Source organism: Pseudomonas sp. TH37, from assembly GCF_016650735.1.
Classification (GTDB): Bacteria; Pseudomonadota; Gammaproteobacteria; order Pseudomonadales; family Pseudomonadaceae; genus Aquipseudomonas; species Aquipseudomonas farris.
In genome coordinates, this window is the sequence record NZ_JAEKFD010000010.1 from 13,003 (window position 1) to 34,327 (window position 21,325).

Consider the following 21,325-nt stretch of genomic DNA (forward strand, 5'->3'; position numbering starts at 1 on the left):
CATCGGCCAACCGGAGTCATTTGCCTATGCCATTCGGCAGATAGCGCCCTGCCCCGTTAACAAGGTTTAATGACGCCCCTGCCCGAACGGGCGTGCCTGCGCCGGAACCCGCCCATGCAAATTCCTGATCATGACCCCGGCAGCGCCCTGGCCATTCGCACCCAGTATCGGCAATCGCAAAGTCGCGCCGCGCGGCTGCGGCTGCTGGTGGATACCGGCCAGGAACTGACGCAACTGGCCCCCGAAGCGATGCGCCAACGCGTGCTGCAACGGGCCTGTGCCTTCCTCGCGATGGACCACGCGCTGTTGCTGGAATGGGACGAGGATGCGCAGGTCAGGACCACCGCCAGTCACGGCAACCGTGATCGTTTAAACAGCCTCGAACACCTGGCCAATACCGCGATGCGCACTCCGCAATGGCAGGAGCAGCCGAGCGCGATCCTGCCCAATGTGCTGCGGGTGCCTTTGCGCGGTGGCGATGGCACGGCCTTCGGTGCGTTGGTGCTGGCCAACAGTGTCAGCATCAGTGCGCCGGACACCGAGGACATCGAATCCCTGCAATTGCTCGCCACCCTGCTGGCCGCACACCTGGAAAACCAGCGTCTGCTGGATGCACTGGTCGCTCGCGAACGCACCATGTCCGATCTGGTGCATCGGCTGTTCAGGGCACAGGAAGACGAACGCAAACGCATGGCCTACGACCTGCACGACGGCCTGGCGCAAACCCTCGCCGGGTTGCATCAGCGCCTGCAAGGTTTTGCCGGTCGCTGCCCGCCACTGCCCGAGGAACTCGGTGCGGACTTACAGACGATTCTTGCGTTGGCCCAGCATTGTGTCGGTGAAGGCCGGCAATTGATCAGCGGCCTGCGCCCGACCGTGCTCGACGACTTTGGCTTGCTGAAGGCGGTCGACAAAGAAGCGGATCGCCTGCGTGACGCCGGGATCAAAGTGAACTGGAGTGCGCGTTGCGAAGCACGCTTGCCCAGCCAGGTGGAGATCGCCCTGTTCCGGATTGCTCAGGAAGGCATCAACAATATTCTCAAACATGCACAGGCCAGCCACGTGGTCTTGGCGCTGGAGTTGCACGAAGGACTGGCCTCGCTACGGGTGGACGATAACGGCAAAGGCTTTGCCATGGAACAACGACTCGACACCTGCGGCGCCCGGCACCTTGGGCTCGCCGCGATGCAGGAGCGTGCGAGCCTGCTGGAAGGTGATTTCACCTGCGTCAGCCATGCGCACCGCGGAACACAACTGCGCGCCACCGTGCCCTCCGACCTCAATGGAACAGCTCAATGACTGAAGTTTTACGTCTGGTTCTGGCGGACGATCATGAGGTCACCCGAACCGGCTTCGTCGCGCTGCTGGCGGGCCATCCGCAATTCGAAGTGGTCGGCCAGGCCCGCGATGGCCAGGAAGCAGTAGACGCGTGCGAGCGCCTGCTGCCCGACATCGTCATCCTCGACATTCGCATGCCCGTGCTCAACGGGTTGGGCGCGGCGCGGATTCTTCAGCAGCGGCTGCCGGCCCTGAAAGTGGTGATCTTCACCATGGACGACAGCCCGGATCACCTGGAAGCGGCGATGAATGCCGGTGCCGTGGGTTACCTGCTCAAAGACGCCAGTCGCGATGAAGTGATCAACGCCCTGCAACGCGTCGCCGCGGGTGAGGAAGCCCTCAATAGCGCCGTGAGCGCCCGTCTGCTACGGCGCATGACCGAACGCAACGCCAGTGGCGCCGCCCCTGCCGAAACCTTGACTGCCCGCGAACGCCAGGTCCTCGGATTGGTGGCCAGCGGTTTCAGCAACCGTGAAATCGGTGAAGAGCTCGGCATCACCACGGGAACGGCCAAGGCCCACGTGGAACGGGTCATCGGTAAACTCGGCGCCGCCGACCGAACCCAGGCCGCTGTCCGTGGCATCGCCTTGGGCCTGGTGACCCAGTCATGAAAGTTTCAAGCGCTCGACGCTGGGCCGACCTGCCGTTACGCGGCAAAGCCCTCGTGGTGATTTCTCTGCCGTTGGTGATCCTGTTGCTCTCGCTGGTGCTGATCTACATCACCGAGCGTCAGACCGCACGCGCGGAAGAGGACGTGCGCCGAGTGCTGCTGGTGCAAGGCGACATTCAGGCGGTGCACACCCTGCTCGCCGAGGCCGCCGCCAGCGTGCGCGGTTATCTGCTGACCCGCCGCGAGGATTTCCTGCCGGGTTATCGGCAAGCCAAGCCCTTGATCGAATCGGCCCTGCGCCGGCTCGACAGCAACGTTCGCGATGAGCGAGTGCGTAAACATCTGGAGGCGATCACGCCGCTGATCGACACCAAGGTCGAGGGTCTGGTTGAACTGCTCGATGATCGCAGCGCCACACCCGAGTCGATCACCACGATCCTGATCAACAACAAGCACATCCTCGACGAATTGCGCGAACGCATCAGCGCTATGCGCACCCTTGAAGACACGCTGCTGGCCGAACGTACTGCGGCGGCCGCCTCCACTCGACAACGCCTGTTGTTCTCTACCCTGCTGGCCGCCGCTTGCGGGCTGTTTGGCGCCATTGTGGCGGTACTGTTTCTGTCCAAGGGCATCGTTGCCCGGGTCAAACAGGTCCAGGGCAACGCACAGCGGCTGGCACTCGGTCAGCCGTTGCTGCCGCAACCGCCAGAGAATGATGAGATTGGTCAACTGGGCACTCGTCTGGTCGAAGCCGGGCTGTTGCTGGCCGAACGTGAACGGGCGTTGCGCGACAACGAAGAACGCCTGCGGCTGATCATCGACGGGGTGAAGGACTACGGTATTTTCGCCCTCGACACGCGGGGCTTCGTTACCAGTTGGAATGCGGGCGCCGAACGGATCAAGGGTTACACGGAGCAAGAAATCGTCGGCCAGCATTTCTCGGTGTTTTATCTGTCGCAAGAATGCCCGCAGCATCCCGACATGGCGCTACGCGAGGCCACTCGCGACGGTCATTACATGGAAGAGGCGTGGCGTTGTCGCAAAGATGGCAGCCGCTTCTGGGCCAGTGTGGTAATTACCGCGCAATACGACAGCAGTGGCGCCCTGCGCGGTTTTTCCAAGATCACCCGCGACATCACCGATCGCCGTGCGGCCGAGATCGCGCTGAGCACCGCACGGGAAGAAGCCGAGCGTGCCAGCCGCGCCAAAAGTGAATTTCTGTCGCGCATGAGCCACGAACTGCGTACCCCGCTCAACTCTATTCTCGGCTTCGCGCAACTGCTGGACATGGACTCGCCCAAGGGACAGCGGGCGCAGATCGGTCACATCCTGAGGGCCGGGCAACACCTGCTGACCTTGATCAACGAGGTGCTGGACATCGCCAAGATCGAGGCCGGGCGCCTGCCACTCAACGTTGAAGCCGTGCCCTTGGCGGTGGTGCTGCAAGAAGCCCTGACACTGGTGTCCCCAATGGCCTGCGACGCCGGCATTCAGCTGGTTGAGCTGCCGATGCTGGCCGCCGACAGCGGAATCGTCGCTGATCGGCAACGCCTGGTTCAGGTGCTGCTCAACCTGTTGTCCAACGCGATCAAATACAACCGGCCCCAGGGCCAGGTGCACATCGAAGTCAGGGTTATTCAACAGCGAATTGCCGTGTCGGTCTGCGATACCGGCAAGGGCATTGCGGCCGAGCGACTGGAGCAACTGTTCAAGCCGTTCGAGCGCCTGGAGACTGATCCGAACGTGGAAGGCACCGGCCTGGGCCTGGCCTTGAGCAAGAGTCTGCTGGAAATGATGAACGGCAGCCTGACCGTCAAAAGCCAGCCCGGCGCAGGCTCCAGCTTCACTCTGGAACTGCCCTTCGTGCGCCTGCAGCCAGCCATCGAACCGCCAGCGGCACGCATCAGCCACCCAACGGTTACGGCCGCCCTCACCGCCCCCGATTACCAGGGCAAAGTGCTGTGCATCGAAGACAATCTTTCGAGCCTGGCCCTGATCGAAACCCTGCTGCAACGACGACCGCACATCCAGTTGCTTTCAAGTATGCAGGGGCAAATGGGTCTGGACCTGGCTCGTCAACATGCGCCGCAGCTGATTTTGCTCGACGTGGCGCTGCCGGATCTTGATGGTTTCAATGTTCTGCATCGCTTGCGCCAGTCTTCAATCACCCGTGCCATTCCAGTGCTGATGATCACCGCCGATGCCAGCGACCTCACTCATCTGGCGTTGCTGGAAGCGGGAGCGACGGCGGTGCTGACCAAGCCGATTAACATCCCTTCATTCCTCGCCCATCTTGACCAGCATCTACCGGAGCCCGTGTGAACACTGACCTGCGCATTCTGATCATCGACGACCAACGGCCCAACCTCGATTTGATGGAGCAGCTGCTTGTCCGCGAAGGGCTGACCAATGTACTGAGCAGCACCCAGCCGCTGCGAACCCTGGACCTGTTCAACAGCTTCGAGCCTGACCTGGTGATTCTTGACCTGCACATGCCGGAGTTCGACGGCTTTGCCGTACTGGAACAACTCAACCGGCGCATCCCGACCGGCGAATACCTGCCGATCCTCGTGCTCACCGCTGACGCCACCCGCGATACCCGACTACGCGCGCTGGCCCTGGGCGCCAAAGACTTCATCAGCAAGCCACTGGATGCCCTGGAAACCATGCTGCGCGTCTGGAACCTGCTTGAAACCCGCGCGCTGTATAAAGCCTTGCGCACCCTGGTCCCGGCAGATCAGATCGAGTTGCTGCGCCAGTTAAAGCCGCACCCAGTTAGCTGACTGAAGGGGCGGAATCACTGACGCTTTGCTACTGAATGTCAGGTCACGGGGCTGGCTCGGTATTTTGGCGACCGGTTGCAGAAAGCCCAGCAAGGCCTGCTGGGTGTCATTCCAGGCCGTCGGGTGTTCCATATCGAGGAAGTGCCCGGCGTTCTTGATGGTCTGAAACTGAGCATGACGGCTATGAGCTGCAAAAAGACGGGCGTCTTCCACCGAGGTGTACTCATCCCGTTCGCCGTTGATAAACAGCAGCGGAACTTCGATGGCATCGGCACAGGAAACGTAGCAGTGAGTGTCCTGGGTCAGCACCTCATTGACGTGAAAATGCATCTGTTGGTATTCGTGTTCGTCCAGGCTACTGACATGGCGCTCATTGAAACGCTTGAACAGCGACGGCAGATGCTTGCCGATAGTGCTGTTGATCAAGCGCCCAACATTGCGCCGATCGCACGCCTGGAGAAAATCCCGGCCGCTCTCCAGATAATCGCGCATCGGTGTGTTGATCCGCGCAGCGAATGAACTGATCACCGCCTTTTCGATTCGTTGTGGGCGCTGCGCCAGCGCCAGCAAAGTCGCCGCCCCGCCCCAGGAAAAGGACAGTACATGCTGCACGCGAAAGTGCTCGATCAACTCCAGCAGGATTGCGGCCTCGTCTTCCTTGCGGATCGGCTGGTCATGCTGGTTGTGTTGTTTCGATTGCCCGGCGTAGGGCTGATCGTAGAGGACCACATTGAAACGTGGCCGCAGGTAACGCACCGTTTGAGCAAAGGATGCGGTCGTTGCCAGCGAGCCGTTGACCAGAATGATGGTCTTTTCGGCGGCGGAGTTGAGATAGTGCTCGGTATAAACCTTGTACTTCTTACCGATCTCGACGATGGCAGTCTTCAGCATCATTTCATTCTCTTCCTTGAACAAATTGGATCAACACCCAGCGTGAATGACTATCCGGCTTCCTCCGGGCAAGCCTGACAGCAAGAACCAGCGACAACGGTACAAGGGCGCTGAGATGAACGCCATGACCAACAAGTCACAAACCGACCAGTGGTTCACAGTTAAGCAGGGATTTTCCCGTCTGCAAGTACGCAGGCTTGAAAGTGGCGGCGCTGACGCCCTACCGACATCCGTCTATGATTGTTCATTACCCCCTCAATCCACCGAGGAGTTGAAAGATGTCGCTGACGCTTTACTACCATCCGCTGGCGTCGTTCTGCCACAAAGTGCTCATCGCGCTCTACGAAAACGGCACCGAATTCGAGAGAAGAATCATCGATCTCGGGGACGCTGCCGACAGCGCAGAACTTCGGGCATTGTGGCCAATCGGAAAGTTCCCGATTATTCGCGACCATGTTCACCAGCGGAATCTGCCGGAGTCCAGCATCATCATCGAGTACCTGGATCGACGGTATCCAGGCAAGCACAGACTGGTTCCAGACGATTGGGATAGCGCGCTGGAGGTCCGCTTATGGGATCGTTTCTTCGACCATTATGTACAAGTGCCGATGCAACAGATTGTCAGTGATCGACTACACGCGACCAACGGTGATTTGAGCAGAGAGCGGTCCACACTGGAAACGGCGTACGGCATGCTCGATCGCCGGATGGCGTCCAGAATCTGGGTGGCCAGCCCGGAGTTCAGCATGGCCGATTGCGCCGCCGCCCCGGCACTTTTCTATGCCAGCACGCTCGTGCCGTTCCCCGACGACTACGGCCACTTGAACGCCTATTTCGACAGGTTGGTACAGAGACCGTCATTTCAGCGGGTGATCGACGAAGCCAGGCCCTGGTTTTCGTTGTACCCGTTTGCGGATGCCATCGAGCAACGGTTTCGTGAGGCGCCGGACAATGCATGACCAGCAATTGGTTGTAATGCGATCCGTAGCAACTGCCAAAGCCTGCTTCGGCCTTGTAGCAGCTGGCGAAGCCTGCGTTCGGCTGCGAAGCAGTCGCAAAATCAGGCATTGCGGTCCATCAGGCACACTGTGCACTCAGGGTTTACGACTGCTACGCAGCCGAACGCAGGCTTCGCCAGCTGCTACAAGAAGTGGGTTGCGGCCGAAATGACTTAACTGACTATGCGAAATCAAAAACGCGGTTTGATCGTCTTCCAGTCCGGCTTGTAACGCTGCATCTGCTTCACGTCATCGCGCTGACGAATGCCGCAGGTCAGGTATTGATCATGCAGCTTGCCCAATTGATCGTGATCCAGCTCAAGGCCCAACCCTGGCGCACGGGTGATTTTCACGCAGCCATCGACGATGGGTAGCTTGCCGCCCTTGATCACCTCTTCGTCCGGTTCCTGCCAGGGGTAATGAGTGTCGCAGGCGTAATCGAGGTTGGGCACCGAGGCGGCGACATGCGCCATGGCCATCAGGCTGATGCCCAGGTGCGAATTGGAATGCATGGACACGCCAAGGCCGAAGGTGTCGCACATTTTCGCCAACGCCTGAGTGTCGCGCAGGCCACCCCAGTAATGATGGTCGGCGAGCACGATCTGCACGCTGTTCAGGGCCACGCTGCGGCGGAACTCATCAAAGTCAGTGACTACCATATTGGTCGCCAGCGGCAGACCGGTGCGTTTGTGCAACTCGGCCATGCCGTCGAGGCCCGGTGTCGGGTCTTCGTAATACTGCAGGTCATCACCCAGCAGTTCTGCCATGCGAATCGAGGTTTCCAGCGACCAGTTGCCGTTCGGGTCGATGCGCAGCGGGTAACCTGGAAAAGCTTTTTTCAGCGCCTTGATGCACGACACTTCGTGCTCCGGCGGCAGTGCCCCGGCCTTGAGCTTGATGCTCTTGAAACCGTAGGCCTCGATCATGCGCCGAGCCTGGGCGACGATCTGCTCTTCGTTCAGCGCCTCGCCCCAGCTGTCTGGTTTGTACGGTGAATCGATGTGTTGCGCGTACTTGAAGAACAGATAGGCGCTGAACGGCACCTCATCACGAATCGCCCCGCCCAGCAGGTCCACCAGCGGCACATTCAGGGAATGCGCCTGTAGATCGAGAAACGCCACTTCGAACGCCGAATATGCGTTGCTTACTGCTTTGCTGGCGTGAGAACCGGGCGCCAGTTCCGCACCGGCGATGCTCGGGGTTTTGTTTGCCGCCACGGTGGCCTGCACGATGGCGCGCAACTGGTTGAGGTTGAACGGGTCGAGACCGATCAACTGATTTTGCAATTGCTGTTGAATCGCCAGCGCCGGGGCGTCGCCGTAGCTTTCGCCCAGGCCGATGTAGCCATTGTCGCTCTCGATCTCGATGATCGAGCGCAGCGCGAAGGGTTCGTGAATACCGCTGGCATTGAGCAGCGGCGGATCACGGAAGGCGATGGGGGTGACGGTGACGCGTTTGATTTTCAAGAGGCAGCTCCCTTTGGCTCGGTATTCAAGGCTTGATGACTGACAGGTTTTTTCGGTGCCGCGGCGTCGACCGGTTCACCGGTGAGCGAACTGCGCGTGTCGCCACGCGGTGCAGTGCGGGCAAAAAAGATCACCACGGCCGCGACCAGCGAAGTGGCCGCCAGGCCGTACAAACCGCCTTCGATAGAACCGGTGGTCTGTTCCAGGAACCCGAACGCGGTTGGCGCCACAAAGCCGCCGAGATTGCCGATGGAGTTGATCAAAGCGATTACTGCCGCAGCGATGCGCGCATCCAGATAGCCTTGGGGAATCGGCCAGAACAATGCTGAAGCCGCCTTGAAACCAATGGCCGCAAAACAGATGGCGACGAAGGCGAAGATCGGCCCGCCGGTGGTCGACATGAACATGCCGAACGCAGCAATCACCAGCGTCACCGCCACCCAGGCTTGCTGGTATTTCCATTTACTGGCCATGGCGGCGAAGCCATACATCGCTAGGATAGAGATGATCCACGGGATCGAATTGAACAGGCCGACCTGGAAGTCGCCCAGGTTACCCATCTTCTTGATCATGCTGGGCAGCCAGAACGTGGCGCCATAAATCGTCAGGGCGATGGAAAAGTAAATAAAGCAGAACAGGGCAATCTGCCGGTCGGCCAGCAATTTGAACATCGACGGTTTGACCGTCTGCACGGCTTCGCGAGCCTGCTGTTCCAGGGCAATGGCGCTTACCAGTGCGTCCTTTTCTTCGACGCTCAGCCATTTCGCCTCGCGTGGATGGGATTGCAGCCAGAACCAGACAAACCCACAGAGCACGATGGAAGCAAAGCCTTCAATCAGGAACATCCACTGCCAGCCATGCAGGCTGAGACCGCTGACGTGCAGCAGCGCACCGGACACCGGACCAGAAATCACCGAGGCAATGGCCGAACCACTGAGGAAAATCGCCATGGCCTTGCCCCGCTCGGTCGACGGTAGCCATTGGGTGAAGTAATAAATGATGCCGGGGAAAAACCCCGCCTCGGCGGCGCCGAGAATGAAGCGCAGTACATAGAAGCTGGTTTCGCCGCGCACGAAGGCCATGGCCATCGCCGCCGCGCCCCAGGTGAACATGATGCGCGTCAGCCAGGCGCGAGCACCGTAGCGTTGCAGCAACATATTGGACGGTACTTCGAAGATCGCGTAACCGATGAAAAACAGCCCGGCGCCCAAGCCATAGGCCGCGGCGCCAATGCCCAGGTCGGTTTCCAGGTGACTGCGCACGAAGCCGATGTTGACCCGGTCGATGTAGTTGACGATGAACATCACCACAAACAGCGGCAGCACATGGCGCTTGACCTTGGCCGCTGCTCGGGCGAGGACTGTCGGGTCCGGCGGACTCTGATGGGTACTCAAGGGGCGACTCCCGTTCATTGTTTTTTTAGGGGAGAAACGATCATGGACGCGCCTATTGATCCCGTCTAATCTAACTTGGCACTCGATTGATACCCGGATTAGATCAATGTTCGAACTGACGCAACTGCGCTGCTTCACCACCGTGGCCACCGAACTCAACTTTCGCCGAGCCGCCGAACGGTTGAACATGACCCAACCGCCTCTTAGTCGCCAGATTCAATTGTTGGAGCACCACCTGGGCGTCGAGTTGTTCACCCGCAGCACGCGCAGCGTCGCCTTGACCGCCGCCGGTCGCGCCTTCTTCATCGAAGCGCAGAACCTGCTGGAGCGCGCTCAGCAAGCCGCCGTGACTGCCCGGCGTTTCGCCGAAGGCGACATCGGTACGGTCAACATCAGCTTCGTCGGCAGCGCCGTTTACGAGTTCCTGCCCAAGGTCATCGCTGAAGCGCGGCTCAAACAGCCTCAGGTCAAAATCGATCTGTCGGAGATGAACACCTACCAGCAACATGAAGCCCTTCGCGCCCGCCGGATCGACCTGGGCATCGTTCGCGCGCCGTTGCTGGAGCCGGGCTATGCCACCGAATGCCTGGTGCGTGAACCCTTCGTATTGGCCGTCCCCCACAATCATCGGCTGGCCAGCGCCGAAACCGTGTCCGTCAAAGACCTGGACGCACAACCCTTCCTCATGTACTCCCATGCGGCTTACCCGCCGTTCAACGAACTGCTGACCGGCATGCTTCGCTCGGCCCGCGTCGCCCCGGAATATGTGCAGTGGCTCGGCTCGTCCCTGACCATCCTGGCTCTGGTCAACGCCGGAATGGGCCTGGCGCTGGTGCCGCGTTGCGCCACCAGTGTCGTGTTCAAGAACGTGGTGTTTCGCGACATCGATCTGGGGGAAGGCGTGCAGAGTGAGCTGCACTTGATCTGGCGCGAGAACAACGACAACCCGGCGTTTGCGATGTTGCTGGAGGGGATTCGAAAGGCTGTCAGAGAGGGATGGGGGTTGTGAGTTGTCGGCGTATGTTACGAGCCCCCCGTAGGAGCTGCCGCAGGCTGCGATCTTTTGATCTTTCCAACGGGCGACTCGTTGTCTGAACAGACGCCAAAGGCAAAAGATCGCAGCCTTCGGCAGCTCCTACAAATTAGCCGCCCTCCAGGCTACCGTTGCGCCAGTTCATGCTTGATGCATTGCTCGTAATACGTTTGCTTGATGTCGGAAGGCTTGAGGCGTGAGGGACTGTTATAGGTTTGTTCCGTGATCCCCATGGCTGTCATGCGCATCCACGGCCGGGGAAATTTGCGCGCTTGCAGTTTCCTGCGCGCCCCGTAAAGCGTGAGCCCGGAAAGCTTTGACGCTTGTGCGCCGGCAGCTATGTCCGAGCCCCAGCTGCAGACGAAACGACTGTTCTTGCCCAGGTCTTTTGCCTGAGCCTCAAGCGAGAGAGTCACCAGGACAAACGTTGCAGCCATCCATACCAAAGTCCGCATATCGCCAATGCCTAACCTTCTGAAAAGAAAGCAAGTTTGACAACGAAACGGACATCGGGGGGCCAGCAGTTCGCCTCATTTCATCGCTGGCTCTCTTTGCCACGCCCGGTGCAGAAGATCGATGACTTCTTCGTCCGATGTCTGCGAAAAATCCTTGTACCAATGGCCGATCGAAATCAGCCAATCAGGGATCAGCGGGCAAATCAGCTCGTCCACTTCATCGCGCAGCGCCTCTGCCGTCTCAAGAGGTGCCACCGGCACGGCAACGACGATGCGAGAAGGCGCTTGCAGACGCACGGCCTGTATCGCGGCCATCATCGTGGCGCCTGTCGCCAGGCCGTCATCGATCAGAATCACCACCTGATCCTTGAGCGCCACAGGTGCGCGCGATGCCCGGTATATACGCTCGCGACGCAATAATTCCTGGGTTTCTCGTGCAGTAACGCCATCGAGCGTGCGTTGATCGATACCGTTCGCCCTCAGTACATCGTCATTGACAATTCGTATGTCGCCGCTGGCAATCGCGCCCATGGCGAGTTCCTGATGAGACGGTACTCCCAGCTTGCGCACCAGCATCAGGTCCAGGCGAACCTCCAGGGCCGTGGCCACTTCATAGGCGACCGGAACGCCGCCACGGGGCAAGGCAAGGACGATGACGTCGGCTCTTTTAGCGTATTTAAGCAACGGTTCCACCAGGCCTCGGCCGGCATCAACCCGGTCATGCAAGATGGTTTGCAATGAAGGACTAGTCATTTGAAAACCTCCCTGGGGCGGGAGCCCCAAAAAACGGGCGTTCGTTTGACGGCGGCCATCATTCCAATAGGGACGTGCGCCCCTAGACCGCCAGAATGCTGCAAGGCACCTGGTACAGAATATGTTCCGTCGTGCTGCCAAGCAGCCGCTCCAGACCACGGTATTGAGCTCTGCCCATCACGATCACATCCACTTGATGCTCATTGGTGAATTCGCTCAGTACTGATACAGGGTTCCCCATGATGAAATGCCGACAGTCAGCGGTCACACCGAACCGAGCGGCCAACTGGAGAAAAGACTTTTCCAGGTCGCTGCGCAACTCCCGGGTAAGCTCCGCGAGCGTCAGACCGCCGTCCATATCCGCCAGAAAGGCAGCCGAAATGTCACACGCGTACAGCAGATGCAGCTCGGCATTGCACTGCAGCGCAAGGCTCGACGCCTGCAGGATGATCCGGTCATTGAGTTCATTGTTCGAAGGCTCGGTGTCTGACACGTCAACCGCGGCCACCACCTTCTGCGGCAAGGCATGGCATTCACCCCCCACCAGATAAACCGGGACCGGGCAATGGCGCAACAAACGCCAATCCAGCGGCGTGAAGAACGCGCGCTTGAGCACGGGTTCATGCTGCACTTGCTTGATCAACAGATCGGGCTGCATTTGCGTGACATGGTCAAGGATGTCCTGACGCATGTTATCGGCCCATGCGACTTCGGTTGTCACCTCGATCCCCCGGCCTCGCATCTTTTCCGCCTGCTCATCGAGCCAGTCGCGGTGCTCCTGCAGGTAGGTCGCCCGGGCCATTTTGCGGTCGCCTTCTTCGAGCAGCGACAGAATGTCCAACGAGGGAATCAGGCCGGCAATGTGCAAGCTCGCCCCGCTGGCCTTGGCCAGGGCGGCGCCATGGTTTATCGCAGGCGAATGGCGCAGCAGCGGGTTGATGATCAGTAATAACCGTTGATACTGGCTCATGATCTGACTCCAGACAGGTTGATCCTCGACGCCGGCTCGAGAATCCAGCATCAGGCCCAGACTCCGCCATTAAAGCCTCTTAAGCGTTGATTTATATCAATTCCTTGAATGAGGCATTGCAGGGGCCACTTGAGAAGAATAGTTCACAACGGTGCTGTGCATCTCATGCCGGACTCATCCGTGATGGCCGTTCGCCTGAAAAGGTAGCACCGCTGATGTAGGCGGATACTCCGCCTTCGCGGGCAAGCCCGCTCCCACAGGTTCCGTGCTTGGCTGATTGGCATTGGGCACCGCCAGGTTTTGTTTGTGACTCGGGTATTCGTCATCCTGTCCCAAGAACAAACAACTCCAACATGGCCCAAACAGCATGCATCCGCAAAGACTGATCCTGCACAACGAGTTGCACGCGCGCCCTTCTCTGTATTTCGACGAGCCCGCCCATGTATTTCATATGGCGTTTCTGGCGAATGACGGGCAGTGCGACACTCTGCTGAGTCGCTGCTGCCCCGGCCCGGTCGACCCGGATGCGGCCCAGGGCATCACCGAACTGGAGGGCCATGCCTTAAAGTGGGAGCGGCACGCGGAGTTCCTGACGCTGACGCTGGTGGTACCCTCCTCCAGTCACGAGCCATGCTGGAGCCCGCCACCCAAAGCCTTGATGGACCGGGTCGAACCCTTCATGCAGCACATGATCAACGCTGTGCAGATTGTGGTGCGCACCGATACATCCTTCTCTGGCGATCTGTCTGTTTATGGATTCAAAGATCCTAGCGGCTCTTGCATCGGCGGTGGCGATGCGACGGTCTGGAGCGATTTTCGCCTGAGCGCCGACGGCACCAACCGTTTCCTGTTCATTAATAAACGCCTGAATGCGTATCGGCTGGGACGGATGATCCGCCGCCTGCTGGAAATCGAAACCTACCGAATGATGGCTTCGCTTTCACTCATCACCGCGAAAGCCTTGAGTACTCAGCTCAACGTCTTCGACAAGACCCTGGTAAACCTTTCGGAACGTAACGCCGGCCCCGATACCGGGAATGCGAAAGCGTTGCTGACCGACATTGCCAACCTGTCAGCGCAGGTGGTCAGCAGCAGCGCAAAAACCCGACACCGCTTCAGCGCCACCCAAGCCTATGCACAACTGGTTTTCGAACGTTTGGGCGAACTGCGCGAAAGCCACGTGGGTGATTGCCAGCGACTGGGTATCTTCATCGAAAGACGCTTTAAACCCACGGTCAGATACTGCGCCGTCACCGAACAACGCCTGGAGCAACTGGCCGAAAGCGTGGCCAACCTCGGGGACTTGTTGCAGGCCCGTGTGCAGGTCGAAATGGAAGAGCAGAACTCGGAAATCCTGAAGAGCCTGAACGCCCGCGCCGATACTCAAATCAAAATCCAGCGCGCGGTCGAAGGCTTGTCGATTATCGCCATCACCTATTACTTGTTGAGCCTGTTCAAGCTGCTCTACTCGGGATTGCACGTCATGGGCGCGGACATTTCCGCGAGAGACGCCATGCTGGCCATGACCCCGATCGCGCTCTGTGTCCTGCTGTTTATTTTGATCAGGATCAGGAAAGCCAAAGAACATTGACCCACCGTAAAGCGCCCCTGCGCGATAATTGCCGTATGCGCCAGGGGCCATGCACTACCAGCCCTCAGGGCACACATCGCCTTTTCCAGTTTTAACCGACTCTTTCCTGAAGCGCACCCGGGCATCTGTGCCCGCTAGCCCGGGAGCGCAGTCGTCGAGGAGTTTTCATGGATATGCTTTACCGGACCTCCCGCGAGGGAGTGACCGCCCCGCGGTTCGCGTTCAATCCCCTGAACCTGGGCCTGCTGCTGGCCAGCGCGATGCCTTCGGCCTGGGCCGCCACCGAACTGCCGGCGGTGACCGTCACCGGCGAAGACACCTCCGGTTATCAGGCCGAAAGCGCTTGGGTCGGTGGTTTCGAAGCGGCGCCATTGCTCGATACGCCGGCCTCGATTTCGGTGGTGAACGAAGCCTTGATCAAGGATCAGCAAGCCCGCCTGCTCAGCGAAGTGCTGCGCAACGACGCCTCGGTGGGTGAAAGCTACGCGCCGGTCGGTTACTACGAAAACTTCGTGGTGCGCGGTTTTTCCCTCAACTCCGCCAGCAGCTACAAGATCAACGGCCGCACCATCACCGGCGAGCAGAACGTCGGGCTGGAAAACAAACAGCAGGTGGAGTTGCTCAAGGGCCTTTCCGGTCTGCAAAGCGGCGTCAGCGAACCCGGCGGACTGGTCAACTATGTGACCAAGCGACCTGCCGATGTGCGTTCGGTCACCGTCTCCACCGATGATCGCGGCAGCGGTTACCTGGCCACCGACGTCGGTGGCTGGTTCGGCAGCGAACAGCAGTTCGGCCTGCGCGCAAACGTGGCCCATGAAGACCTTCACTCCTACGTCGAACACACCAACGGCCAGCGCGATTTCGCCTCGCTGGCCTTCGACTGGAACATCAGCCCCGATGCGCTGCTGCAACTGGATGCCGAGTACCAGACCAAGGAACAGCGCTCGGCACCGGGTTATCAATTGCTCGGCGGTTCCAGCCTGCCGCACCATGCCTCGCCGAAGAAGCTGCTGGCACACCAGAGCGGTTCGGAGCCGGTTACCACCGACGCGCTGAACCTCAACGGCAACTTCGAATACCGCTTCAGCGACCAGTGGAAAGGCAACCTCAGCGCTTCGCGCAGCCGGGTGGTGATCGATGACTACAGTTCGTTCGCCTGGGGCTGCTACGGCTCCGCCAGTTGCGCCAGCGCGGCAGTGCCGAACTACTTCAGCCCCGAGGGCGACTACGACATTTACGATTTCCGCAGCCCCGACGATACCCGCCGCAACGACGAGGTGCAGGCCACCCTCAGCGGCCGCTTCGAAACCGCCGGACTGGGCCACGAACTGAGCATCGGGACTAGCGCGTTCCGCCGCGTGGTGGACAAACGTGATGCCATCAACCAGATGATCGGCAGTGCCAACATCTATAGCGAGCCGGCTGATTTTGCTCGCTACGACGGGCCGCTCAACGATTCCTATCGACGCTTGGACAGCCGTCAGTACGGGTTGTTTTTCAATGACCGGATCAGCTTCAACGAGCAATGGCAGACCGTGCTCGGCGGGCGCGAAGTGGGCCTGGATGAAGAGACCTTCGACAGCCAGGGCGATACTACCCGGCACACCCAGCGCTATGTGTTCCTGCCCCAGGCCGCACTGATCTACAAGCCGCTGCAAAACCTGTCGCTGTACACCCGCTACAGCAAGGGCCTGTCCCTGGGCGGCGAAGCGGCGTGGTTCACCACCAATGCCTTTGAAATCCTCGCGCCCACCGTGTCGCGACAAATCGAGGCCGGCATCAAATACGACTGGCAGCGCATCAGCCTGGCCGCGGCGCTGTTCCAGATCCGTCAGGCCTATCAGTACTCACGACCGAATGACGACGGCACGTTCACGTTCACCCAACAGGGCGAACAGAAGAACACCGGGCTGGAGCTCTCGGCCAATGGCTGGGCCAGCCAGCGCCTGCAAATTTCTGCCAGTGTCGCGGCGATCCGCGCGCGGGTCACCGACAGCGGCACGCCAGCTTATGAAGGCCATCAGGCGATCAACGTTCCGACCCTGCGCGCCAACCTCTACGGCGACTACGCCCTGCCCTGGTTCGACGGCCTGGCGCTGCTCGGCGGAGTGCAGTACAGCGGCAGCAAGTACGCCAACCGCCAGGGAGAAGTGCAGACCGGTGCCTACGCCATTTTCAACATCGGCAGCCGCTACAGCACGCGCATCGACGGTTACGACACGGTGTTCCGCCTGACCGTGGACAATCTGTTCGACAAACGCTACTGGCGTGATGCCGGTGAGTACATGGGCGATGGCTACCTGTTCCAGGGCGCGCCATTGACCGCGCGGCTGAGCGCCTCGATCAACTTCTGAGTCACCGGAACGAAAGAAGCGGTCGAAGCCTGATGGTACGGAACCTGTGGGATCGGGCTTGCTCGCGAAAGCGTCAGGTCAGCCAACACTGATGTGTGACTGACACATCGCCTTCGCGAGCAAGCCCGCTCCCACATTTTGAATTGGGTTGCGCCGGCTACTTGGGCTCGACACACAGCCCAAGCATCGCCGTCAATGCACAGGGGTCAGAATGTCACACTGGCGCTGAGTCGTGCCGTGCGCGGCTCGCCGACATTAACCTGCAACTGGCTGCCGGTGGAGGACGGGTAGTACTGTTTGTCGAACAGGTTGTCGACGTTGAATTGCAGCGAAGTCTTGTACCCGAACATCGGCGATTCCCAACGCACGAAGGCATCGGCCACGGTGTAGCTGCTCAACCAGAAATCGTTGGCGTTGTTCGCCGCACGCTCGCCGACGTAACGCGCGCCAGCACCGGTATGCCAGGCCCCGAATTCCGCAGGGATGTTCAGGTGATGCGTGAGGTACAGGCTCGCGGTGTGCTTCGGTGCATTGGCGAGGCGGTGACCTTCGTCATCCGGATCGTCGAGAATTTCCGTGTGAGTGTAAGCGTAGGTGCCGATCAGGTCCCAGCGCTCAGCCACACGCCCGGTGATGTCCAATTCCAGACCCTGCGAACCGACCTTGCCCGCCGCCTCCGAGAGGCTGACGCCATTGATCGTCTGGCTGGTCACGACGTTTTTCTTGACGATGTCGAACAGCGCCAGGTTGATGTTCAGCCCCGGCAGCGGGTCGTACTTCGCGCCGACCTCGTAGCTGCGCCCCTCCTCCGGATCGAAGGTGTGGCCGGCATCGTCGACATCGGTATTGGGCTTGAACGAACGGCTGTAGTTGCCATAGAGCGACAAGGTATCGGTGGCTTTGTAGACCAGGCCCAAAAACGGCACGAAGGCATCGCCGTTATCGTCGCGGTTGACGGTGTAGCTGCTGCCGCGGCCCTGATCGCTGTACTGATCGTAATGCTGCTGGCGACCACCGAGGACCAGGATCCAGCGGTCATCGAGGTGCCAGTTATCCTTGAAGTACACCGAGCTGGAGGTCAGCTGGTTGCTCAAGTCGCTTTGGGCAGCACTGACGAGACTGGGCTCGGCCAGACGACCATAAACCGGTGACGTAATGTCGAAGCCTGCCCGTGCTGTATTACGGTAGGTTTTGCCGCGGAATTGGTCGGACGCTTCAGTATCCGCGCCGACCAGCAGGTCATGGCGTTGGCCGAACAGTTCCTGCTGGCCAATGAAATCCCAACTGGCGTAGCGGGTCTCATCGTCGTAGTGAGCGCCGTTGGCAGCACGTCGCAGATTGTTGCCGGTCAACGAACTCGGCTGGGCAATCGAGAGGCTGTAGCGGTCGTTGTTCCAGCCGTAGGTAACTCGGGTTTTCCAATCGTCATTCAACTGATACTCGAATCGCGCGGTGGCCACTTCACGGATACCGACGCTTTTGGCCCATTTTTCATCGAGGCGCTTGTCGTAGTCGATGTCCGCCGGATGACCGTTGGTGAACACGGTGCCGCGGTCGAAGGGATTGGAGTATTCGTTGTACTCGTAGCTCAGCGTCAAGCTGGCGCGGTCGCCGGTCCAGGTCAGCGACGGTGCGACCAACGTGCTCTCATTCACGCCGTAGTTGCGCCAGTAATCTTCATGGCCACGTTCAGCAATCAGGCGATAGGCCAGGCCCGTATCTCCCATCGGTCCGGTGGTATCCACTGCCATGGTGCCGCCGCCTTCGCTATAGGCCGAACCACTCAGGGTTGTGCTCTGGGTGTATTCAGGCTTCTTGCTGATCACATTGATCAATCCACCGGGCTCCAGCGCGCCGTACAGCATCGAAGCAGGCCCTTTGAGCACTTCGACACGATCCGTCGTCGCGCTGAAGTTGTGCCCCAGATTGGAACGCACGCCATCGCGCAGGATCGAGCCGTCATCGTTGGTGCCAAAACCGCGCTTGACCAGCGAATCCCGGGAGCCGCCCAGAGTGTTGCCCTGGCTGACGCCGCTGACGAACTTCATGGCGTCGGCCAGCGAGCGCACCTGATAGTCGGCCAGGGTTTGTTGGGTGACCACATTGATCGATTGCGCCTCTTCCTTGATCGGCACATTGCTTTTGCTCGCCGTGCTGGCTTGGGAGGTGGTGTAGCTCGTGTCTTGGCTGACGCGGCTCGCCTGAATATCAGTGGTCGGCAGTTCGATGGCTTGCTGTGCCCATAAAGGACTGGCAAACATAACGCAGGAGAGTGTCGGCAACGCGTGTTTCATGAAGACCTTGCGGCGGGCAAAGGGGTGAGGATGGCTCAAGACGTCGCGCTCAATGAGTTAGTAGTAATGATTCTCATTGTATGATGCGACGTATTTCCAGTAAATACCCTCAGTACTATTAACTAACGAGTTATTAATCCGCCGCGTAGATGATGGTTTGTGAGTCACCAACCGTCAGCATCAACTCAAGCCCGGAGCGTTTTTCGACAAGGCCCGTGCCGAAAAAAACAACCTTCCTCTGCGGTGGCCATCTGATCGACCGATAAATCGTCACAAGCCGACCAATGGATCCACTAAATCGTTAACAAACAGAATCAGTTTGACAAACACCCCATAAATCAACATTAATGGATCCACTAAATAACAACAAACAGCCTTGGAGAATCTCCATGTACCCCAAGAACACCTGGTACGTCGCCTGTACACCCGATGAAATCGCCGACAAGCCGCTAGGCCGTCAGATCTGTGGTGAAAAGATGGTTTTTTACCGCGGGCATGAAGGCAAGGTGGCAGCTGTCGAGGACTTCTGCCCCCATCGCGGCGCACCGCTGTCTTTGGGCTATGTGGAAAACGGCAATCTGGTGTGTGGCTATCACGGCCTGGTGATGGGCTGCGACGGCAAGACCGTGGAAATGCCCGGGCAACGGGTTCGCGGCTTTCCGTGCAACAAGACATTCGCCGTGGTCGAGCGTTACGGATTTATCTGGGTCTGGCCCGGCGATCAGGCGTTGGCCGACCCGGCGCTGATCCATCACCTGGAATGGGCGGTCAGCGATGAGTGGGCCTACGGCGGCGGTCTGTTCCACATCCAGTGCGACTATCGCCTGATGATCGACAACCTGATGGACCTGACTCACGAAACCTACGTTCACGCGTCCAGCATCGGCCAAAAGGAAATCGACGAAGCACCGCCGGTGACCACGGTCGACGGCGACGAGGTGGTCACTGCCCGCCACATGGAAAACATCATGGCCCCGCCCTTCTGGCGCATGGCCCTGCGCGGCAACAATCTGGCCGCCGATGTACCAGTGGATCGCTGGCAGATCTGCCGCTTCACCCCGCCCAGTCATGTGCTGATCGAAGTCGGTGTGGCCCATGCCGGAAAAGGTGGTTATCACGCTCCCCAACAGTTCAAGGCGTCGAGCATCGTCGTCGACTTCATCACCCCGGAAACCGAAACCTCGATCTGGTACTTCTGGGGCATGGCGCGCAATTTCAACCCGCAGGATGAAGCCTTGACCGCGAGCATTCGCGAGGGTCAGGGCAAGATTTTCAGCGAGGACCTGGAGATGCTCGAACGCCAGCAACAAAACCTGCTCAGCCACCCCCAGCGCAACTTGCTCAAGCTCAATATCGACGCCGGCGGCGTGCAGTCGCGCCGTGTTCTGGAGCGCCTTATCGCCCAGGAACAAACGCCGCAGGAGTCAATGCCATGATCGAAGTGCTGGTGGTATCCCGCAACAACGAAGCCCAGGACATCTGCAGCTACGAGCTGGCCAGTGTCGATGATCGACCGCTACCGACCTTCAGCGCCGGCGCGCATATCGATGTGCATCTGCCTGGCGGCTTGATCCGGCAATATTCCCTGTGCAACCACCCCGAGGAACGCCATCGCTACCTGATCGGCGTACTCAAGGACCCGACCTCTCGCGGTGGCTCACTGGCCATGCACCAGCAGATCCACCCCGGCACGCGGCTGTCTATCAGTGAGCCGCGCAACCTGTTTCCGTTGGCCCATGAAGCCACGCGCAGCCTGCTCTTCGCCGGCGGTATCGGCATTACCCCAATCCTCTGTATGGCCGAGCGCCTGGCCCACAGCGGCGCGGATTTCGAGCTGCACTACTGCGCCCGTTCGAGGGAGCGAGCGGCCTTTGTCGAACGCCTGCAACACTCGGCTTTTGCCGACCGGGTGTTCCTGCACTTCGATCAGGAACCCGACACTGCGCTGGACGCGGCCAAGGTCCTGGCCACGCCACACAATGACGTTCATTTGTATGTGTGTGGCCCCGGCGGTTTTATGCAGCATGTGCTGGACACGGCCAAGGCCAAAGGCTGGCAGGAGCAATGCCTGCATCGCGAGTACTTCGCGGCCAACCCTGTCGACACAGGCGCCGATGGCAGCTTCTCGATCAAGGTCGCCAGCAGCGGCCAGGTTTTCGAGGTGCCGGCCGACAAGAGCGTGGTGCAGGTGCTGCAAAACCAGGGCATCGAGATCGCCATTTCCTGCGAACAGGGCATTTGCGGCACCTGCCTGACTCGGGTTCTGGAGGGCGTGCCCGAACACCGTGACCTGTTCCTCACCGAGGATGAACAGGCCTGCAACGACCAATTCACCCCTTGCTGCTCGCGCTCGAAAACGCCGCTTCTGGTGCTGGATATCTGAAAGAGTCGC

General features: G+C 59.7%; 17 protein-coding genes. 10 read left to right on the forward strand and 7 right to left on the reverse strand.

The genetic code is table 11. The features are described 5' to 3' along the window. Nucleotides 1-114 precede the first annotated feature (114 nt). Genes JFU11_RS22635 through JFU11_RS22650 form a run of 4 tightly spaced genes read left to right on the forward strand, consistent with a single transcriptional unit; the run spans nt 115 to nt 4,734 of the window. On the forward strand, nt 115-1,299 hold the full coding sequence (locus JFU11_RS22635; protein WP_123721821.1) for a sensor histidine kinase: 1,185 nt from the start codon (nt 115-117) through the stop codon (nt 1,297-1,299). Beyond that, nucleotides 1,296-1,949, forward strand: a complete 654-nt coding sequence (locus JFU11_RS22640) for a response regulator transcription factor (protein WP_123721820.1) — start codon at nt 1,296-1,298, stop codon at nt 1,947-1,949. Before JFU11_RS22635 ends, JFU11_RS22640 begins: the two co-directional genes overlap by 4 nt. Next, a complete protein-coding gene (locus tag JFU11_RS22645) occupies nt 1,946-4,273 on the forward strand; it encodes an ATP-binding protein (RefSeq protein WP_201062144.1) in 2,328 nt (775 codons plus the stop codon). Before JFU11_RS22640 ends, JFU11_RS22645 begins: the two co-directional genes overlap by 4 nt. Then, a complete protein-coding gene (locus JFU11_RS22650) occupies nt 4,270-4,734 on the forward strand; it encodes a response regulator (RefSeq protein ID WP_007901111.1) in 465 nt (154 codons plus the stop codon). Before JFU11_RS22645 ends, JFU11_RS22650 begins: the two co-directional genes overlap by 4 nt. Here the strand turns inward: JFU11_RS22650 and JFU11_RS22655 are convergent. Then, nucleotides 4,711-5,628 (reverse strand): alpha/beta hydrolase, encoded by a 918-nt coding sequence (locus JFU11_RS22655; RefSeq protein ID WP_123721818.1) that lies wholly within the window; start codon nt 5,626-5,628, stop codon nt 4,711-4,713. The two genes, JFU11_RS22650 and JFU11_RS22655, sit on opposite strands and share 24 nt — an antisense overlap. Before the next feature lie 275 nt (nt 5,629-5,903). On the opposite strand from JFU11_RS22655, the gene JFU11_RS22660 reads away from it, so the two are divergent. Beyond that, nucleotides 5,904-6,584, forward strand: a complete 681-nt coding sequence (locus tag JFU11_RS22660; protein WP_123721817.1) for a glutathione S-transferase family protein — start codon at nt 5,904-5,906, stop codon at nt 6,582-6,584. 230 nt (nt 6,585-6,814) lie between these two features. Here the strand turns inward: JFU11_RS22660 and JFU11_RS22665 are convergent, their stop codons facing one another. Beyond that, nucleotides 6,815-8,089 (reverse strand): glucarate dehydratase family protein, encoded by a 1,275-nt coding sequence (locus JFU11_RS22665; RefSeq protein WP_201062145.1) that lies wholly within the window; start codon nt 8,087-8,089, stop codon nt 6,815-6,817. Next, the gene (locus tag JFU11_RS22670; protein ID WP_201062146.1) at nt 8,086-9,483 is read right to left on the reverse strand and encodes an MFS transporter; all 1,398 of its coding nucleotides are present in this window, start codon (nt 9,481-9,483) and stop codon (nt 8,086-8,088) included. Before JFU11_RS22670 ends, JFU11_RS22665 begins: the two co-directional genes overlap by 4 nt. Nucleotides 9,484-9,589: 106 nt before the next feature. On the opposite strand from JFU11_RS22670, the gene JFU11_RS22675 reads away from it, so the two are divergent. Next, on the forward strand, nt 9,590-10,492 hold the full coding sequence (locus JFU11_RS22675) for a LysR substrate-binding domain-containing protein (RefSeq protein WP_123721814.1): 903 nt from the start codon (nt 9,590-9,592) through the stop codon (nt 10,490-10,492). A gap of 149 nt (nt 10,493-10,641) precedes the next feature. Here the strand turns inward: JFU11_RS22675 and JFU11_RS22680 are convergent, their stop codons facing one another. The 3 genes from JFU11_RS22680 to JFU11_RS22690 all read right to left on the reverse strand — a co-directional run bounded on the left by JFU11_RS22680 (nt 10,642) and on the right by JFU11_RS22690 (nt 12,694). Next, nucleotides 10,642-10,971, reverse strand: a complete 330-nt coding sequence (locus tag JFU11_RS22680; protein WP_201121371.1) for a hypothetical protein — start codon at nt 10,969-10,971, stop codon at nt 10,642-10,644. A gap of 75 nt (nt 10,972-11,046) precedes the next feature. Next, complete coding sequence (locus JFU11_RS22685; protein WP_201062148.1) at nt 11,047-11,724, reverse strand: phosphoribosyltransferase; 678 nt, start codon at nt 11,722-11,724, stop codon at nt 11,047-11,049. Between the two features lie 82 nt (nt 11,725-11,806). Beyond that, nucleotides 11,807-12,694 carry a universal stress protein gene (locus tag JFU11_RS22690; RefSeq protein WP_123721812.1) on the reverse strand — a complete coding sequence of 296 codons (888 nt, stop codon included), beginning with the start codon at nt 12,692-12,694 and terminating at the stop codon, nt 11,807-11,809. Between the two features lie 367 nt (nt 12,695-13,061). Here JFU11_RS22690 and JFU11_RS22695 point away from each other — a divergent pair, with 367 nt between their 5' ends. Beyond that, on the forward strand, nt 13,062-14,285 hold the full coding sequence (locus JFU11_RS22695) for a DUF3422 domain-containing protein (protein ID WP_201062150.1): 1,224 nt from the start codon (nt 13,062-13,064) through the stop codon (nt 14,283-14,285). A gap of 167 nt (nt 14,286-14,452) precedes the next feature. Continuing rightward, entirely contained in the window at nt 14,453-16,639 is a 2,187-nt protein-coding gene (locus tag JFU11_RS22700; RefSeq protein ID WP_201062151.1) for a TonB-dependent siderophore receptor, read from the forward strand. A 206-nt stretch (nt 16,640-16,845) separates the two neighbouring features. Here the strand turns inward: JFU11_RS22700 and JFU11_RS22705 are convergent, their stop codons facing one another. After that, the gene (locus JFU11_RS22705; RefSeq protein ID WP_201121377.1) at nt 16,846-18,933 is read right to left on the reverse strand and encodes a TonB-dependent siderophore receptor; all 2,088 of its coding nucleotides are present in this window, start codon (nt 18,931-18,933) and stop codon (nt 16,846-16,848) included. A 389-nt stretch (nt 18,934-19,322) separates the two neighbouring features. Between JFU11_RS22705 and JFU11_RS22710 the strand changes: the two genes are divergently transcribed. Next, nucleotides 19,323-20,369, forward strand: coding sequence for an aromatic ring-hydroxylating dioxygenase subunit alpha (locus JFU11_RS22710; protein WP_201062153.1), 1,047 nt, complete (start codon nt 19,323-19,325; stop codon nt 20,367-20,369). Further along, entirely contained in the window at nt 20,366-21,316 is a 951-nt protein-coding gene (locus JFU11_RS22715; protein WP_201062154.1) for a PDR/VanB family oxidoreductase, read from the forward strand. The genes JFU11_RS22710 and JFU11_RS22715 overlap by 4 nt, the downstream gene beginning before the upstream one ends. The last annotated feature ends 9 nt before the right edge of the window (nt 21,317-21,325 follow it).

Coding starts and splice junctions, on each gene's coding strand:
- JFU11_RS22635 (WP_123721821.1), top strand. CDS start 115: ATGCAAATTCCTGATCATGACCCCGGCAGCGCCCTGGCCATTCGCACC.
- JFU11_RS22640 (WP_123721820.1), top strand. CDS start 1,296: ATGACTGAAGTTTTACGTCTGGTTCTGGCGGACGATCATGAGGTCACC.
- JFU11_RS22645 (WP_201062144.1), top strand. CDS start 1,946: ATGAAAGTTTCAAGCGCTCGACGCTGGGCCGACCTGCCGTTACGCGGC.
- JFU11_RS22655 (WP_123721818.1), bottom strand. CDS start 5,628: ATGATGCTGAAGACTGCCATCGTCGAGATCGGTAAGAAGTACAAGGTT.
- JFU11_RS22660 (WP_123721817.1), top strand. CDS start 5,904: ATGTCGCTGACGCTTTACTACCATCCGCTGGCGTCGTTCTGCCACAAA.
- JFU11_RS22675 (WP_123721814.1), top strand. CDS start 9,590: ATGTTCGAACTGACGCAACTGCGCTGCTTCACCACCGTGGCCACCGAA.
- JFU11_RS22680 (WP_201121371.1), bottom strand. CDS start 10,971: ATGCGGACTTTGGTATGGATGGCTGCAACGTTTGTCCTGGTGACTCTC.
- JFU11_RS22685 (WP_201062148.1), bottom strand. CDS start 11,724: ATGACTAGTCCTTCATTGCAAACCATCTTGCATGACCGGGTTGATGCC.
- JFU11_RS22690 (WP_123721812.1), bottom strand. CDS start 12,694: ATGAGCCAGTATCAACGGTTATTACTGATCATCAACCCGCTGCTGCGC.
- JFU11_RS22695 (WP_201062150.1), top strand. CDS start 13,062: ATGCATCCGCAAAGACTGATCCTGCACAACGAGTTGCACGCGCGCCCT.
- JFU11_RS22700 (WP_201062151.1), top strand. CDS start 14,453: ATGGATATGCTTTACCGGACCTCCCGCGAGGGAGTGACCGCCCCGCGG.
- JFU11_RS22705 (WP_201121377.1), bottom strand. CDS start 18,933: ATGAAACACGCGTTGCCGACACTCTCCTGCGTTATGTTTGCCAGTCCT.
- JFU11_RS22710 (WP_201062153.1), top strand. CDS start 19,323: ATGTACCCCAAGAACACCTGGTACGTCGCCTGTACACCCGATGAAATC.
- JFU11_RS22715 (WP_201062154.1), top strand. CDS start 20,366: ATGATCGAAGTGCTGGTGGTATCCCGCAACAACGAAGCCCAGGACATC.